The organism is Cupriavidus neocaledonicus, from assembly GCF_000372525.1.
GTDB classification, from domain to species: Bacteria; Pseudomonadota; Gammaproteobacteria; order Burkholderiales; family Burkholderiaceae; genus Cupriavidus; species Cupriavidus neocaledonicus.
The window spans coordinates 57,131-73,692 of the sequence record NZ_AQUR01000100.1 but is presented as its reverse complement, the minus strand read 5'-3'; the positions used below and the strand labels follow the sequence as shown (position 1 = coordinate 73,692).

Sequence of the window (16,562 nt, the reverse complement as noted above, 5' to 3'; positions counted from 1 at the left end):
TCCATCCCGCCCGCGCGGGATGGGCGGGTGCGTGCGCGCTGCGCGGGCAGACCACGCGGCAGTCGGACCACAGAGGGGGGATTTCTTGCATGACAGACCACGACAGGAGAGCAACAGCATGAACGGTATCCACACCCGGCGCCCGCTCGCACGCGCCTGCCTCGGCGGCGCGCTGGCGCTGCTGTCGGCCGCGGCCGACGCCACGGTGACGCTGTACGGCCGCATCGACACCGACATCGAATACCAGAAGGGGCCCGATGGCGGGGGCACGCAGATGACGGACAACGCCTCGCGCTGGGGCCTGCGCGGCAGCGAAGAGCTGGGCGGCGGCCTGCGCGCGGCATTCGGCCTGGAGCAGGGCTTCGGCGCCGACAACGGCGTCGCCACCAACCCGCAGTTCCGCAATGCCTTCGTCGGCCTGCAGGGCGGCTTCGGCGCGATCGCGCTGGGCCGGCTGGATTCGGCCACGATCGTGGGCTCGCCGATCTATTCGCAGGTGACGCAGAACATCGACTTCGCCATCCACGATGCGGGCGCCACCGCGATCGGCACCCGGGTGCTGAACGCGCGCAATCGCGTGTCGAATGCGCTCGGCTACATGACGCCGAGCTTCGGCGGCTTCTCGGTGCGGGCGCGCATGAACCTGGCGGGGCCGGACCCGGCCACGCCGAACGCCAGATCGCCGGTGCAGGCCGAGGATGATTTCCGCCAGTTCGACCTGGGCCTGAACTACGCCGCCGGCAAGTTCGCCGCAGGCCTGGGCTATTCGCGCGATGCCAAGAGCGGCGGCCTGGTGGCCAACGATTTCCGCGACAAGGTGCAGGCGCTGGCTTCGTATGACTTCACCGTAGTCAACCTCTACGGCATCGTCGGGCGCGACCGCTACGCCGGCACTGCGACCACGCGCACCGACGTGCCGTACTGGCTGGTCGGCTTCTCGGTGCCGTACGGCGCGCACAAGCTCACCGTCAACTACATGCAGCGCGCGGTGCAACGCGACCCGCAGGGCCGGCTCAGCAAGGTGCAGGCCGGCTACGGCTACAGCCTGAGCAAGCGCACCATGCCCTACGTCTTCTTCGATCGCGAGGATCCCAACTCGCACAAGTCCGGCGACACCGTGACCACGGTGGGCGTCGGCATCCAGCACAAATTCTGACCATGACGCTTCCGTTTTCGCTGACCGAACCGGCCGGGGTGGCGCTGCCGCTGGTGGTGGATTCCCCGCACAGCGGCCTGCTGCATGCCGAGACCCTGCCGCTGGCGGCGCCCCCCGAGGCCTTGCTGTCGGGCTGGGACGCCTATGTCGACCAGCTGTTCGCGCATGCGCCGCGGGTGGGCGGCACCTTGCTGTGCGCCGACTTCCCGCGCTGGCTGGTCGACGTCAACCGCGCCCGCGACGATATCGATCCCGACCTGATCGATGGCGCCATGCCCTACACCGTGCGCCCCAGCGACAAGTCCGGTCGCGGCATGGGCGTGCTGCGCCGGCTGGCGCTGCCGGGCGTGCCGGTCTATGCCGCGACCCTGTCGCCGCACATGGCGGAATACCTGCTCAAGACCTACTACGACCCGTACCACGCCGCGCTGTGCGGGCTGCTGGCGCAGCACCATGCGCGCTGCGGCGCGGTGTGGCATCTCGACTGCCATTCGATGAAGTCGCGCGGCAATGCGATGAACGTCGACAACGGCGCCGCGCGCCCGGATTTCGTGGTCAGCAACGGCGACGGCTCGACCTGCTCGGCGGGGTTCATCGAACTGGTGGCCGAGTGCCTGCGCAGCCTCGGTTACCGGGTGGCCATCAACTGGCCGTACAAGGGTGCGCAGCTGATCCGCGCGTATGCGGATCCGGCGCAGCGGCGCCACAGCCTGCAGATCGAGATCAACCGGGCGCTGTACATGGACGAGACCACGCTGGCGCAGCATGCGGGCTTCGTCGTGCTGCGCGGCCATCTCGACGAGCTGCTCGAGCACGTCGCGGCCTTTATCCAGACCGAACTGCGCCAGACCGAACTGCGCCACACCGAACTGCGCCGCTGAGCGCGGGCGCGCTCACACCACCTTGCCGGGATTCATCAGACCGAGCGGATCGAGCGCGCCCTTGATCGCCTTCATCATGGCGAGCTCGACCTCGCTCTTGTAGTGCCGGTTTTCCTCGCGCTTGAGCTGGCCCAGGCCGTGCTCGGCCGAGATCGAGCCGTTGTGCGAGCGCACGCTGTCGTGCACGATGCGGTTGACCTGGTCCTGGTGCGCCAGGAAATCATCGTGGTCGACACCTTCGGGCGGCGCCACGTTGTAGTGCAGGTTGCCGTCGCCGAGATGGCCGAAGGTGACCATGCGCGCCCCCGGAAAGGCGTTTTGCAGCAGCGCGTCGGTGCACTCGATAAAGTCCGCGACGCGGGATACCGGCACGGCGATATCGTGCTTGATGTTCTTGCCGTCTTCCACCTGCGCCAGCGGAATATGCTCGCGCAGGTTCCAGAAGTCGCGCGACTGCTGCACCGACTCGGCCACCACCGCGTCGGCGACCACGCCGGCGTCGAAGGCGGCCGACATCATGGTCTCGAAGATGCCGCGCGCATGGGCTTCGCTCTCGCTGTCGGACAGCTCCAGCAGCACCAGCTGCGGATGGATGTCGGCGAACGGATAGCGCAGCTGCGGGAAGTGCCGAGTCACCAGCGTCATGCTCAGCGCCGACATCAGCTCGAAGCCGGTCAGCATGGCGCCGGCGTGCGACTGGGCGATGGCCAGCAGCGCCAGCGCGGCGCGCGGGCTCTGCACCGCGGCCAGCGCCGTGACCGACGCGCGCGGCAGCGGGAACAGCTTCATCACCGCGGCGGTGATGATGCCCAGCGTGCCTTCGGCACCGATGAACAGGTCGCGCAGGTCGTAGCCGGTGTTGTCCTTGCGCAGGCCGCGCAGCCCGTGCCAGGTTTCGCCGGAGGGCGTCACCACTTCCAGCCCCAGGCACAGTTCGCGCGTGTTGCCGTAGCGCAGCACCGCGGTGCCGCCGGCATTGGTCGACAGGTTGCCGCCGATGGTGCAGCTGCCCTCGGCCGCCAGGCTCAGCGGAAAGAGCCGGCCGTGCTCGCGCGCTACCTCCTGCAGATGCTGGAGCACCACGCCGGCCTCGACCGTGATGGTGTTGTTGAGCGGATCGACCTGGCGGATGCGGTTCAGCCGTTGCAGCGAGATCACCACCTGCTGCGCCCCCGCCACCGGCGTGGCGCCGCCGCACAGGCCGGTGTTGCCGCCCTGCGGCACCACGGCGATCCGGTGCGCGTGGCAGGCATGGACCACCGCGGCGACTTCCGCGGTGGTGCCGGGGCGCAGCACCGCCAGCGCCTCGCCGCGATAGCGCTGGCGCCAGTCGGTCAGATACGGCGCCTGGTCGGCCGCATCGGTCAGCACGTGCTGCGGGCCCAGCGCGGCGCGGCACAATGCCAGGAAGGAGTCTTGAGGCGAGGTCATGGCGATGGGTGGACGCGGTTCAGGACTTGGGCGCGGCGGCCTTGGCGGCGGCGCGGGCGCGGCGCTTGTACGGGCGCAGGTAGAGGATGGTGCTGGTGAAGAACACCAGCGTCAGCGCCACCTCGACCCACGCCAGCGTGGACGAGGGCGCGCGGTCGCTGGTGGCGCGCACGATGCCTTCAGTGAAAAACAGCAGGATCAGCATCGACGACCACTGCATGGTGTAGCGGTTGCGCGAAAGCACGCCGCGCAGCGGCAGCAGCAGCGGCAGGAACTTGAGGATCAGCCACGAGCCGCCCGGCCGCAGCGGCGCGAGCCACCATTCCCAGGCAATGCACAGCGCCAGCAGCGCCAGCAGGCTGCCCACGCTGAGCCGGTACAGCCACGGGCTGTGGAGGGCCTGGTCGCTGTCCGCGGCGGGCGTCATGCCTGCGCTCCGGCCAGGCGCAGCGCGGTCTGCGCCAGCCGGCGGCCCATGGCCATGGCCAGCGTCGCTTCATCTTCGGTGACGGGGCCGCGGTTGTCGCCGTGGGCATGGTGGCTGGGGCCGTAGGGCGTGCCGCCCGAGGCCGTCGTCATCAGGCCCTTCTCGGAATAGGGCAGGCCCAGGATCAGCATGCCGTGGTGCAGCAGCGGCAGCATCATCGACAGGAGGGTGGTCTCCTGCCCGCCGTGCAGGCTGCCGGTGGCGGTGAACACGCAGGCGGGCTTGCCGGCGAGCGCGCCCGATAGCCACTGGGCCACGGTGCCGTCGAGGAAGTACTTCACCGGCGCGGCCATGTTGCCGAAGCGGGTGGGGCTGCCCAGCGCCAGCCCGGCGCATTCCTCCAGGTCGCGCAGTTCGGCATAGGGCGGGCCGTCGGCGGGGATGTCCGGCGCGGTGGCTTCGCACACGGTGGAAACCGGCGGCACCGTGCGCAGGCGGGCCTGCGCGCCGGCGACGCTGTCGATGCCGGTGGCGATCAGTTCGGCGAGCTTGCGGGTGCTGCCGTGGCGGCTGTAGTACAGGACGAGGATCTCGGTCATGGAGCGGGACGGCCGGCGGTGAAGGGGCAGCGAAAGGGTGATGCGGGAGGATGCCGGCAACAATGCGCGTATTATAGATGCGCCCCCCGCGCCCTCTGCCGATGTCCACGCGCCGCACGCGCAACGGGGCCATCCTTGAATTCGACAGACGATCCGACCAACCCGATCCAGGAGCTTGCTTGCGCATGATTGGAGCCCGCGTCGCCCGCCTGCGCCGGGAATGGAACCTGCAAAAGGTGCGTGCCCTGGCGCGCTATGCGCTGCGCCGCGCCGCCGAAGACCGCCTGCCGCAGGTCTCGGCCAGCCTGACCTTCACCACCGTGCTGGCGGTGGTGCCGGTGCTGACCGTGGCCTTCGCGCTGCTCGCCGCGTTCCCGGTGTTCCGCGACTTCCGCAATGCCATCGAGGCATTCCTGTTCCAGAACCTGATTCCCGGCAACGTCAGCGAATCGATCCAGCGCTATCTCGGCATGTTCGCCAAGAGCGCGCGCGGGCTGACCGCGATGGGCCTGGGCGGGCTGATGGTGACCTCGGTGCTGACCATGCTGACGGTGGAAGACGCGCTCAACGCGATCTGGCGCGTCAAGCAGCGCCGCCCGCTGGCGCAGCGGGTGCTGGTGTTCTGGGCGGTGCTGACCTTCGGCCCGGTGCTGATCGGCGCCAGCCTGTCGATCAGTTCCTACCTGATCTCGATCTCGGCCGGCTATGTCGGCACCATGCCGGTGGGGCTGGGCCTGCTGGTGGGCGCGGCGCCGGTGCTGCTGTCGGCGCTGGCCTTTGCCTTCCTGTACACGGCGGTGCCCAACGCCTATGTCGAGTGGCGCGACGCCATCGTCGCCGGGGTGGTCGCGGCGGTGGCGTTCGAGTTCGCCAAGCGCGGCTTCGGCTATTTCATCACCGAGATCCCGGCCTACACCGCGGTCTACGGCACCTTCGCCGCGCTGCCGCTGTTCCTGCTGTGGATCTACCTGAGCTGGCTGGTGACGCTGCTGGGCGCGACCATCGCCGCCAACCTGCCGGTGATCCGGCAGGGCTACTGGCGCCGCCGCAGCTTTGCCGGCAGCGAGTTCTTCGACGCGCTGGGGGTGCTGCTGCTGCTCTACCGCGCCCGCGACGAAGTGCCGCGCAGCGTCGGCGAACTGGACCTGAGCCGCAAGCTGCGGGTCGAGGCCGACTACCTGTCCGGCCTGCTGGACAAGCTCAAGGCCATGCACCTGGTCGGCCGCCTGCAGCAGGAGCGCGGCCAGGCCCACTGGGCGCTGCTGTGCGACCCGTCGCAGGTGACGCTGCGCACGCTGCACGACCGGCTGGTACTGAACCTGCCGCGGCTGCCGCGCACGGCGCTGGCGCAGCATCTGCGCGGGGCGGAGGCGCTCAAGTCGATCCTGGACAATCCGCAACTGGATCAGACGCTGGAGGCGGTGTTCCGGCAGCAGCCGGCGGATTTGCCGCCGACGGCCGGCGATGGCGACGGGCAGCGCCGGCGGCGTGCGCTGGAGGTGGTGCCGCCGGGGTGGCATGGGCAGGTTTGATTATTGGTTGGCTGGAGCTTGAGTGGGCGGGATTCGTTCTTGACCGGCGTGGGCTGTTTCGCTGTCGTAGCCGGCGACTTACTTCTCGTTCGAGGTTGGTGCTGTTTAGGGTGTTCGCTGTTGGTGACGTGCTGTCGGCTTTTGGGCCGCATGGTTCCGCCCTGCTGGGCGGGTCACTTTTTGGCCGAGCGCCAAAAAGTAACCAAAAAGCGCGTTGGCTGCCCTGCGGGCGGCATGTCTTATCGTAGGGGGCGCTGGGTTTTCGTACGGGGCTTTGCTTCCTCACATAGCCGGACTGCCTGCCGCGGTGGTGCACGACGGTGGTAGGGGCGTTGGAATGATGGTTGAACGAGCCCAGAGCGCGGAGTGGCCCCTGCTGCTGGCCGTGTCGTAGGAACGCCTTCGGCTGCGCTGCGCGCCGGCCCTATCGCGGGGTGTGGGCTCTGGCGCGGTACGCATCGCTGCGCTCGCTTGGCGCTGTCGGCTTTTTACTCTGGTGGAATCGCACAATGCCTTTGGCTCGCTAAGCGCAAGACGCTCCACGCGCGAGAGCGCAATCGAGCCTGCGCAGCAGCCGCAGGCGTGCCTGCGATATGGCCGGCAGCAGGCGGCCTACACTCTCATTGGGATTGTTCAACAGTGGGTGATCGCAGGCACTATCCCGGACTCACATGGCGTAGCAGGGTCGAACGGGCAACCACGCCCAAACGGAAAGCACCGCCGCCCGAACCACCAACACCGTGGAATTGATTGCCAGCCGCATAGGCTGTACGGAGCAACCACATGGGTAACAAACGAGTTCACTCACATGGGTAACACGTTGAGACTCAGATAGCGCTTGCGGTTGTGGCGTTCGGCCAAAGGTCACAAACAGCGACTACTCCCAATAGGCGCCAAGACCCGTCCCCCCTCAAAACGGAATCCTCCCCCTGCAGATATCGAAATACATCACCCAATCCCCCATCAGGCTATAGACGGGATGCCGGAACGTAGCCGGCCGGTTCTTCTCGAAGCCGAAGTGCCCGACCCAGGCGAACGCATAGCCCGCCACCACCGCGGCGAGCAGCCACCAGGCAGTGCCGGTCACGACCAGCGCCACCAGGCACAGCAGCGCCACCGTCGACCCGGCAAAATGCAGCCGCCTGCAGGTACGGTTCTGGTGTTCGCTCAGGTAGTAGGGATAGAAGGCCGCGAAATTCTCGAACTCGCGCGTGCGGGCGTGGGCCATGGCTGTCTCCGGCAGGTCTTGTTTGCTGCAGTGTAGACCTTCCGCCGGGACGTGGCGGGACGGCCGCCGGCGTGGCAGGCCGTCCGGGCGGGGCGGCGTCAGCCCGCCGCCACCACCTTGCGCGCGAATGCCGCCAGCGCATCCAGCACTTCATCCGGACGCTCGCCCATCAGCGCATGGCCGCACGGAACCGCCACCACGCTGGCGCTGCGCATCTTGCCGGCCAGTGCCTGGGCCGCCTTGGGCGAGGTCATCATGTCCTTGCTGCCGGTGATGAACAGCGCCGGGCACGCCGCCGCCGCGGCGGCTTCTTCGCCATGGGCGTAGGCGTTGCACGCCGAGAAATCGTTATGGAACACATGCGCCTGCGGGTTGTTGCGCGACACCCGTTCCATCAGCCGCTGGCTGCCGCCATGCATCCAGGCGCCCGGGCCGGGCGACGACGGCTTGTTGGCGAGGCTGGAATGCGACCAGGTGTTGACCATGGCGATGGCGTCGCCCTCGCGGTTGAGCGAGGCGTCCAGCAGCGCGTCCGAGACCTTCATCGGATAGGCCGTGGCCAGCAGGCCGATGCCGCGCACCGCCTGCGGATGCCGCGCCGCGCATTCCAGCGCGATCAGCGAGCCCATGCTGTGGCCGAACACGAAGGCCGGCGCGGTGACGCCGGCGGCGGCCACCAGCGCCATGACCCAGTCCGCCATGGCCTCGATCGTGGCCAGCGGCGCGCCCTTGCTGCGGTTGTGCCCGGGCAGGTCCACCGCCAGCACCGAGAAGCCATGGTTGGCAAACCAGCGCGTCTGCAGCGCCCAGACGCTATGGTCGTTCTGCGCGCCGTGGACGAAGACGGCGCAGGGCAGGGCGGGATCGAACGGTTTGCCGCCGGTATAGGCGTAGGCCGGCTGGCCGGCAAGGTTCAGTTCCATCAGGCTTGCCCTCCCTTGTTGCCGGCGCCCATGGCCTTCTCGGCCGCCTTCAGGCCCCGCTTGAGATCGTCGATCAGGTCGTCGGCATCTTCCAGGCCGACCGACAGCCGGATCGTCCCTTCGGTGATGCCCGCCGACTGCAGCGCGGCCGCGTCCATGCGGAAGTGCGTGGTCGACGCCGGGTGGATCACCAGCGAGCGCGCGTCGCCGACATTGGCCAGGTGCGAGAACAGCGACAGGCTTTCGATAAAGCGCTGGCCGGCCAGCCGGTTGCCCTTCAAATTGAAGCTGAACACCGCGCCGCAGCCGCGCGGCAGCAGGCGCTTGGCCAGTTCGTAGTCGGGGTGCGATTCCAGCTCCGGGTACGACACCGACTCGACCATCGGATGCGATACCAGGAACTGCACCACCTTGCGGGTGTTGTCGACATGGCGGCTCATGCGCAGCGGCAGCGTCTCCACGCCCTGCAGCAGCTGCCACGCCGCCATCGGGTTCATGCAGGCGCCGAAATCGCGCAGGCCTTCGCGGCGCGCGCGCAGCAGGAACGGCGCCACCGTGCTTTCCTCGGTGAACACCATGTTGTGGAAGCCCTCGTAGGGCTCGGACAGCTCCGGGAAGCGCCCCGAGGCCTCGAAATCGAAGGTGCCGCCCTCGACCAGCACGCCGCCGATGGTGGTGCCGTGGCCGCCCAGGAACTTCGTCGCCGAGTGGTAGAGCAGGCCGGCGCCATGGTCGAACGGGCGCAGCAGGTAGGGCGTGGTGAAGGTGGAATCCACCAGCAGCGGGATGCCGTGGTCCTGGCCCAGTTGCGCCAGGGTCGGGATGTCGAGCACGTCCAGCCCGGGGTTGCCTAGCGTCTCGCCGAACAGCAGCCGGGTATTGGGCCGGATCGCGGCGCGCCAGGCGTCGAGGTCGCGCGCCTTGACGAAGGTGGTCTCGATGCCGAAGCGGCGCAGCGTGTAGTGCAGCAGGTTGTGCGAGCCGCCGTACAGCGCCGACGACGCCACGATATGCGAGCCCGCGCCCATCAGCGTGGCCACCGCCAGGTGCAGCGCGGCCTGGCCCGAGGCCGTGGCGATGGCGCCGGCGCCGTTCTCGAGCGCGGCGATGCGCTCCTCGAGCACGGCCACGGTGGGATTGGAAATGCGGGAGTAGACGTGCCCCGCGCGCTCCATGTTGAACAGCGACGCGGCGTGCTCGCTGTCGCGGAACACGAAGGACGTGGTCAGGTGGATGGGGGTGGCGCGGGCCCCGGTGGCGGGGTCGGGCGCGGCGCCTGCGTGCAGCGCCAGCGTGTCGAAGCGGGTTCCGGACATGGTCGGTGGGCCTTGAGTTGTCTCCGGCCAGCATCGTAGCATCGTGCGCCGGCCCACGCGCGCTCACCCTCCCGCCCGCCCGCAAACCGGCCTCCCGCTTTACTTTGGCGGCGGGTTTGGGCTAGCATCGGCCAACGGGCCAGGCGCCCGCACACCCTTATACAGACAACAATGTGACCGGCATCGTCGCGCCCTCGGCGGCGGCGATGCCTTCAGTTCCAGCTCGGACCGAGCGCAGGCAGCGGAGACCACCATGAAAGTCAGCGACATCCTCCAGATCAAGGGCAATACGCTCTACACCGTGACGCCTGACACCTCCTTGCTGGTTGCCGTGCACACCATGGCCGAGCACGACATCGGCTCGCTGGTGGTGATGGAATACGGCGACCTGGTCGGCATGCTGACCTTCCGCGAGATCATCGAGACCCTGGCCCGCAACAACGGCAACATCGGCACCAGCAGCATCCGCAAGGTGATGGACGATGCGCCGCTGACCTGCACCATGGAAACCGACGTCAACGAGGTTCGCCGGATGATGCTGGAGCGTCACACCCGCTACCTGCCGGTGCTCGACAACCGCACGCTGATGGGCGTGATCTCGTTCTATGACGTCGCCAAGGCCGTGGTCGAGGACCAGAGCTTCGAGAACAAGATGCTCAAGGCCTATATCCGCGACTGGCCGGAAGAGCGCGCCGAGTGATGGCGCCGGGCCGCGCCGGCTGAAGGCACCCCCGGTCCACCCTAGCCGCCGGGCGCCGCCTGCGGAAATACCCCCGGCTGGCACCACCCGGCCGGGGCAAGGTGGCGGCAAGGTGGCGGCAAGGCCGCGGCTGCGGCACACTAGCCGGCGTTCCCACTCCGTTGGCGGTCGCTCCCGACCGGCCCCTCCATGAGCCAACACAGCCAGTTCCGACTGCTCGGCCTGCGCCGTTTCGCGCCGTTCTTCTGGACCCAGTTCCTGGGGGCGATGAACGACAACGTGTTCAAGGTCGCCTTCACCTCGCTGGTGACCTACCACACGGCGCTGTTCGAGGGCGTCGACGCGCGCAGCGCGGCGTTCCTGATCTCGGCCATCTTTATCGCGCCGTTCGTGCTGTTTTCGGCCACCAGCGGGCAGATCTCCGACAAGCTGGAGAAGTCGCGCCTGATCCGGCTGGTCAAGTCGCTGGAGATCGCCATCATGGTGCTGGGCCTGGCCGGCTTTGCCTGGCACAGCGCGCCGCTGCTGTATGCCGGCACTTTCCTGATGGGACTGCATTCCACGCTGTTCGGGCCGGTCAAGTTTGCCTATCTGCCGCAGCACCTGGACGAGAGCGAACTGGTCGGCGGCAACGGGCTGGTCGAGATGGGCACCTTCGTCGCGATCCTGATCGGCACGCTGATCGGCGGCGAGCTGGCCGGGCTGCAGCAGGGCGGCGCCATGGTCGGGCCGCTGTACGTGGGCGCGGCCTGCGTGATCATCGCCGTGGCCGGGCGCCTGGTGGCGGGCCGGATCCCGGCGTCGCCGGCGCCGCAGCCGGACCTGCGCATCAACTGGAACCCGTTTTCCGAGACCTGGCGCAATCTGGTGCTGGCGCGCGGCAACCGCACCGTGTTCCTGAGCCTGCTCGGCATTTCGTGGCTGTGGTTCCTCGGCGCCACCTTCCTGACCTCGTTCTTCAGCTACGCCAAGGACGTGCTGGGCGGCGACCAGAACGTGGTGACGCTGCTGCTGGCGGTGTTCTCGCTGGGCATCGGCACCGGTTCGCTGCTGTGCGAGCGCCTGTCCGGGCGCCATGTCGAGATCGGCCTGGTGCCGTTCGGCTCGATCGGCATGACCGTGTTCGCGGTCGACCTGTACTTTGCCAGCCAGGGGCAGGCGCCGGCCGCGTTGAGCGGCATCGGCGCCTTCCTGGCCGCGCCGCACCACTGGCGCGTGCTGGCCGACCTGTTCCTGCTGGCGATGTTCGGCGGCTTCTACAGCGTGCCGCTGTACGCGCTGATCCAGAGCCGCAGCGCGCCCACGCACCGCGCCCGCATCATCGCCGCCAACAACATCCTGAACAGCTTCTTCATGATCGCGGCCTCGCTGCTGGGCGTGGCGCTGACCCAGGCCGGCTACACCATCCCGCAGCTGTTCCTGGTGGTGGGGCTGCTCAATGCGGTGGTGGCGGTCTACATCTATTCGCTGGTGCCGGAATTCCTGCTGCGCTTCATCGCCTGGATCCTGGTCCATACCCTCTATCGCCTGCGCCGCATCAACGCCGAGCGCATCCCTGCCGAGGGGCCGGCGGTGCTGGTGTGCAACCACGTCAGCTTTGCCGATGCGGTGGTGCTGATGGCGTGCAGCCCGCGCCCGGTGCGCTTCCTGATGGACCACAACATCTTCAAGGTGCCGCTGCTGTCGTGGTTCTTCCGCCAGGCGCGCGCGATCCCGATCGCGCCGGCGCACCAGGACCCCGAGATGCTCAGGCGCGCCTACGACAGCGTGGCCCAGGCACTGGACGACGGCGACCTGGTCTGCATCTTCCCCGAAGGCAAGATCACCGCCACCGGCGACATCAATCCGTTCAAGCAGGGCGTGCAGCAGATCATCCGGCGCACGCCGGTGCCGGTGGTGCCGATGGCGCTGCGCGGGCTGTGGGGCAGCTTCTTCTCGCGCAAGGGCGCGCCGGCGATGTCGCGGCCGTTCCGGCGCGGCATCCTGAACCGGCTCGAGCTGGTGGTGGGCGAGCCGGTGCCGCCCGAGTCGGCGACCCCGGAAGGGCTGCAGCAGATGGTGCAGGCCCTGCGCGGCGACTGGCGCTAGCTGACGCAAAGGCGATCCCCGATGATTACCCTCTACACCTTCGGCCCCGCCTTCGGGCTGCCCGATGCCAGCCCCTTCGTCACCAAGGCCGAGATGCTGCTCAAGCTGGCCGGCCTGCCGTACCACGCGCGCCGCGGCAGCCTGCGGCGCGCGCCCAAGGGCAAGCTGCCGTACCTGGACGACATGGGCCGGATCGTGGCCGATTCCACCATGATCCGCTGGCATATCGAGAAGACTTACCACATCGATTTCGACGCGGGCCTGAGCCCGGCCGAGCGCGGCATTGCCTGGGCGGCCGAGAAGCTGATGGAGGACCATCTCTACTGGGCGGTGGCGCGGGTGCGCTGGCTCGACCAGGCCAATTTCGACAAGGGGCCGGCGCAGTTCTTCCGCAGCGTGCCGGCGCCGGTGCGCGGGCTGGCCGAGCGGCTGGTGCGCTACAAGGTGCGCAAGACGCTGTGGGGGCAGGGCCTGGGCCGGCATAGCGAGGACGAGCTGGTGGCGCTGGCCAGCAAGGGCGTGACCTCGATTGCCGACATCCTGGGCGACAAGCGCTACCTGATGGGCGACCAGCCGTGCGGGGCCGATGCCACGCTGTTCGCCTTTGCCGGTAGCCTGCTGTGCCCCGTATTCGACACCCCGATCCGCACCGCGGCCGAGGGGCATGCCAACCTGGTGGCCTATATGGCGCGGATGCGCGCCGAGTTCTATCCGGAGCTGGCCGCGGCGCCGGTGCCCCAGGGCGCCGCCGCCTGACGCTGGGGCCGCCGGGGCCCGCCCGAGCCCGGCCATTGGCTTTACAATGGAGGCCGTCCCCAATTCCTGTGCGGTTTCCATCATGTCCGGCAACACCCTTGGCCTGCTTTTCACTGTTACCACCTTCGGCGAATCGCACGGGCCGGCCATCGGCGCGGTGGTGGACGGCTGCCCGCCGGGCCTGGCGCTGACCGAGGCCGATATCCAGGGCGACCTGGACCGCCGCAAGCCCGGCACCTCGCGCCACGTCACCCAGCGCAAGGAACCGGACCAGGTCGAGATCCTGTCGGGCGTGTTCGAGGGCAAGACCACCGGCACCCCGATCTGCCTGCTGATCCGCAACACCGACCAGCGCAGCAAGGACTACGGCAATATCGTCGAGACCTTCCGTCCCGGCCATGCCGACTACACCTACTGGCAGAAATACGGCATCCGCGACCATCGCGGCGGCGGCCGCTCGTCGGCGCGCCTGACCGCGCCGGTGGTGGCGGCGGGCGCGGTGGCCAAGAAATGGCTGCGCGAGCAGTACGGCACCGAGATCCGGGGCTATATGTCGCAGCTGGGCGAGATCGCGGTGCCGTTCACCGACTGGTCGCATGTGCCGGAGAACCCGTTCTTCGCCGCCAATGCCGACATCATCCCCGAGCTGGAAACCTATATGGACGCGCTGCGCCGCGACGGCGACTCGGTCGGCGCGCGCATCGAGGTGGTGGCCAGCAACGTGCCCGTGGGCCTGGGCGAGCCGCTGTTCGACAAGCTCGATGCCGACATCGCGCACGCGATGATGGGCATCAACGCGGTCAAGGGCGTAGAGATCGGCGCCGGCTTCGACAGCGTCGCGCAGCGCGGCAGCGTCCATGGCGACGAGCTGACCGCCGCCGGCTTCCGCACCAACAACGCCGGCGGCGTGCTGGGCGGCATCTCCACCGGGCAGGACGTTACCGTGTCGCTGGCGATCAAGCCGACGTCGTCGATCCGCACCCCGCGCGAATCGATCGACAAGGCCGGCAACGCCGCCACCGTCGAGACCTTCGGCCGCCACGATCCGTGCGTGGGCATCCGCGCCACGCCGATCGCCGAGGCCATGCTGGCGCTGGTGCTGATCGACCACGCGCTGCGCCACCGCGCCCAGTGCGGCGACGTCCGCGTCGAAACGCCGCGCATCCCCGCGCAGGCCGGCCAGACGCGCTGACTTGTCGCCGCTCCGTGGGGAAGGCGCCGGCGCCGCCGGCGCCCCCGACCACGCCCGCTTCGGGCTCTTTTACCTGGGCTACTACGGCTACGTCGGCCTGATCTCGCCCTACGTCAGCCTGTACTTCGCCGACCGCGGCTTCGACCCGGTACAGATCGGCGTGCTGATGGCCAGCTTCCAGGTCAGCCGCATCGCCGGGCCTTACCTGTGGGGCTGGCTCTCCGACGTGATGCACACGCGCGTGCGCCTGCTGCGCGTGAGCGCGTTCACTTCGCTGCTGGCGTTCCTGCTGCTGCCGGGCGTCGGCAGCTACGGCGGCATGATGGCGATGATGCTGACGCTGAGCCTGCTGACCAGCGCGATGTCGCCGCTGGGCGATGCCCTGACCATTTCCACGCTGCGCCGTTACGGCGCCTTCGACCACAGCTACGGCCGCATCCGCATGTTCGGCTCGCTCGGCTTTATCGGCGCGGTGCTGGCCGGCGGAGCGCTGTTCGAGGCGGTCGGCATGCGCGCGTTCCCGTGGGTGGCGAGCGCGGTGCTGGCGATCCTGGCCGGGGTGGTGATGACCATGCGCGACGCCGCCGACGAGGGCCCGCGCACGACGCCGCCGCGCGCCTTGCCGCTGCTGCGCCGTCCGGACGTGGCCTGGTTCCTGGCGTCGGCCTTCCTGATGATGTTCGCGCACGCGGCGCTCTACGTGTTCTACTCGCTGTGGCTCGAGACGCTGGGCTACGGCAAGTTCGCCATCGGCATGATGTGGACCATCGGCGTGGTGGCCGAGATCGTCTTCTTTTACTACCAGGGGCTGCTGTTCGCGCGGCTGGCGTTGCGCACCATCCTGACGGGCACCTTCGTGCTGGCGGCGCTGCGCTTCGGGCTCACCGGCTATTTCGCGCAGTTGGCGTGGCTGATGGCGCTGGTGCAGGTGCTGCACGCCGCGACCTTCGCCGCGCACCACAGCGCCAGCCTGAAGCGCCTGCAGGCATGGTTTGCCGGGCCGCTGCAGGGGCGCGGGCAGGCGCTGTACACCGGCATCTCCTACGGCGTCGGCGGCACGCTGGGCGGGCTGGCGATGGGGTGGACCTGGAATGCGCTGGCGCCGGCGCACACCTTCGGACTCGCCGCCGTGGCCGCGGCGGCGGGGGCCTTTTGCGCCGCGATGAGCTTTCGCGCGGAAGGCGACGGCGCGCTTCAGTCCAGCACCGCGCAGACCCGCTCGGCAATCGCCAGCGACGAGGTCAGCCCCGGCGATTCGATGCCGAACAGGTGAACCAGCCCCGCCACGCCGTGCACGGCGGGGCCGTCGATGCGGAAGTCAGCCGCGGCTTCGTGCGGGCCGCTGATCTTGGGGCGGATGCCGGCGTAGCCGGGCTGCAGCGCGCCGTCGGCCAGTGCGGGCCAGTAGCGGCGCACCTCGTCATAGAAGGCGTCGGCGTCGGCCGCGTCGACGCCGTATTCGATCTCGTCGATCCAGCGCACATTGGGGCCGAAGCGCGCCTGGCCACCCAGGTCGATGGTCAGGTGCACGCCCAGGCCGGCGGCCTCGGGCACGGGATAGATCAGCCGTGAGAACGGCGCGCGGCCGGCCAGCGTGAAATAGCAGCCCTTGGCGTAGTACTGCGGCGGGATGTGGGCTTCCGGCATGCCGTCGATGCGGCGCGCCAGTTCCGGTGCCGTGAGCCCCGCCGAATTGACCACCGTGCGCGCCAGCAGCGTGGTGGTGCTGCCGTCTTCCGCGCCGATCTCCAGGCGGATGCCGTCCGCCGTGACCGCGCCGCCCAGCACCGGCGACTGCACCGCCAGCACCGCGCCGGCGTTTTCCGCATCGCCCAGCAGCGCCGTCATCAGGCCATGGCTGTCGACGATGCCGGTCGACGGCGACAGCAGCGCCGCGTGGCACTGCAGCTGCGGCTCCAGCGCCTGCGCTTCGGCGCCGTCGATCAGGCGCAGGTCGTCCACGCCATTGGCGGCCGCCTTGGCACGGATGCCTTCCAGCGTGGCCACCTGGGCCGCGCTGGTGGCGACGATCAGCTTGCCGCAGCGCTGGTGCGCGACGTGGTGGCTGGCGCAGTAGTCGTACAGCATGGCCTTGCCGCGCACGCACAGCTGCGCCTTGAGCGAGCCGGCCGGATAGTAGATGCCGGCATGGATGACCTCGCTGTTGCGCGCGCTGGTGACGGTGCCGAAGGCGTTCTCGGCCTCCAGGATGATCACTTCACGGCCTTGCAGCGCCAGCGCGCGCGCGACCGCCAGTCCCACCACGCCGGCGCCGATCACGACGCAATCCACTGTTTCCATGATTGTTCCTTGCTTCAGGGTCTCGATAGATC

15 protein-coding genes are annotated in these 16,562 nt (G+C 68.9%); 8 read left to right on the top strand and 7 right to left on the bottom strand.

The annotated features are described in order from the left end of the window. Positions 1-118 precede the first annotated feature (118 nt). Positions 119-1,156: a porin gene (locus A3AG_RS0118395; protein ID WP_018006843.1), complete on the top strand. Its 1,038-nt coding sequence runs from the start codon at positions 119-121 to the stop codon at positions 1,154-1,156. Between the two features lie 2 nt (positions 1,157-1,158). After that, a complete protein-coding gene (locus A3AG_RS0118390; protein WP_018006842.1) occupies positions 1,159-2,037 on the top strand; it encodes an N-formylglutamate amidohydrolase in 879 nt (292 codons plus the stop codon). A gap of 12 nt (positions 2,038-2,049) precedes the next feature. Here the strand turns inward: A3AG_RS0118390 and A3AG_RS0118385 are convergent, their stop codons facing one another. From A3AG_RS0118385 to wrbA, 3 genes are read right to left on the bottom strand one after another with little or no spacing between them, the layout of a single operon-like run. Next, complete coding sequence (locus tag A3AG_RS0118385) at positions 2,050-3,468, bottom strand: FAD-binding oxidoreductase (protein ID WP_018006841.1); 1,419 nt, start codon at positions 3,466-3,468, stop codon at positions 2,050-2,052. A gap of 19 nt (positions 3,469-3,487) precedes the next feature. Beyond that, the gene (locus A3AG_RS0118380; protein WP_018006840.1) at positions 3,488-3,895 is read right to left on the bottom strand and encodes a DUF2069 domain-containing protein; all 408 of its coding nucleotides are present in this window, start codon (positions 3,893-3,895) and stop codon (positions 3,488-3,490) included. Then, the gene (gene wrbA / locus A3AG_RS0118375) at positions 3,892-4,494 is read right to left on the bottom strand and encodes an NAD(P)H:quinone oxidoreductase (RefSeq protein WP_018006839.1); all 603 of its coding nucleotides are present in this window, start codon (positions 4,492-4,494) and stop codon (positions 3,892-3,894) included. Before wrbA ends, A3AG_RS0118380 begins: the two co-directional genes overlap by 4 nt. A 185-nt stretch (positions 4,495-4,679) precedes the next feature. Here wrbA and A3AG_RS0118370 point away from each other — a divergent pair, with 185 nt between their 5' ends. Continuing rightward, positions 4,680-6,026 carry a YihY family inner membrane protein gene (locus tag A3AG_RS0118370; protein WP_018006838.1) on the top strand — a complete coding sequence of 449 codons (1,347 nt, stop codon included), beginning with the start codon at positions 4,680-4,682 and terminating at the stop codon, positions 6,024-6,026. 910 nt (positions 6,027-6,936) lie between these two features. Here the strand turns inward: A3AG_RS0118370 and A3AG_RS0118365 are convergent. The 3 genes from A3AG_RS0118365 to A3AG_RS0118355 all read right to left on the bottom strand — a co-directional run bounded on the left by A3AG_RS0118365 (position 6,937) and on the right by A3AG_RS0118355 (position 9,493). Next, positions 6,937-7,254, bottom strand: a complete 318-nt coding sequence (locus A3AG_RS0118365) for an Mpo1-like protein (protein WP_018006837.1) — start codon at positions 7,252-7,254, stop codon at positions 6,937-6,939. A 98-nt stretch (positions 7,255-7,352) separates the two neighbouring features. Continuing rightward, complete coding sequence (locus tag A3AG_RS0118360; RefSeq protein WP_018006836.1) at positions 7,353-8,177, bottom strand: alpha/beta fold hydrolase; 825 nt, start codon at positions 8,175-8,177, stop codon at positions 7,353-7,355. Next, complete coding sequence (locus tag A3AG_RS0118355) at positions 8,177-9,493, bottom strand: O-acetylhomoserine aminocarboxypropyltransferase (RefSeq protein ID WP_018006835.1); 1,317 nt, start codon at positions 9,491-9,493, stop codon at positions 8,177-8,179. The genes A3AG_RS0118360 and A3AG_RS0118355 overlap by 1 nt, the downstream gene beginning before the upstream one ends. A 253-nt stretch (positions 9,494-9,746) precedes the next feature. Between A3AG_RS0118355 and A3AG_RS0118350 the strand changes: the two genes are divergently transcribed. The 5 genes from A3AG_RS0118350 to A3AG_RS0118330 all read left to right on the top strand — a co-directional run bounded on the left by A3AG_RS0118350 (position 9,747) and on the right by A3AG_RS0118330 (position 15,502). Then, positions 9,747-10,193, top strand: a complete 447-nt coding sequence (locus tag A3AG_RS0118350) for a CBS domain-containing protein (RefSeq protein ID WP_018006834.1) — start codon at positions 9,747-9,749, stop codon at positions 10,191-10,193. A 189-nt stretch (positions 10,194-10,382) separates the two neighbouring features. Next, entirely contained in the window at positions 10,383-12,281 is a 1,899-nt protein-coding gene (locus tag A3AG_RS0118345) for an MFS transporter (protein ID WP_018006833.1), read from the top strand. Between the two features lie 21 nt (positions 12,282-12,302). After that, positions 12,303-13,037, top strand: a complete 735-nt coding sequence (locus tag A3AG_RS0118340) for a glutathione S-transferase C-terminal domain-containing protein (protein ID WP_018006832.1) — start codon at positions 12,303-12,305, stop codon at positions 13,035-13,037. Between the two features lie 82 nt (positions 13,038-13,119). Continuing rightward, complete coding sequence (gene aroC / locus A3AG_RS0118335) at positions 13,120-14,229, top strand: chorismate synthase (protein ID WP_026164292.1); 1,110 nt, start codon at positions 13,120-13,122, stop codon at positions 14,227-14,229. Position 14,230: 1 nt separating this feature from the next. Beyond that, entirely contained in the window at positions 14,231-15,502 is a 1,272-nt protein-coding gene (locus A3AG_RS0118330; RefSeq protein ID WP_018006830.1) for an MFS transporter, read from the top strand. Here A3AG_RS0118330 and A3AG_RS0118325 read toward each other — a convergent pair. After that, positions 15,424-16,530: an NAD(P)/FAD-dependent oxidoreductase gene (locus tag A3AG_RS0118325; RefSeq protein ID WP_026164291.1), complete on the bottom strand. Its 1,107-nt coding sequence runs from the start codon at positions 16,528-16,530 to the stop codon at positions 15,424-15,426. The genes A3AG_RS0118330 and A3AG_RS0118325 overlap by 79 nt on opposite strands. Positions 16,531-16,562 lie beyond the last annotated feature (32 nt).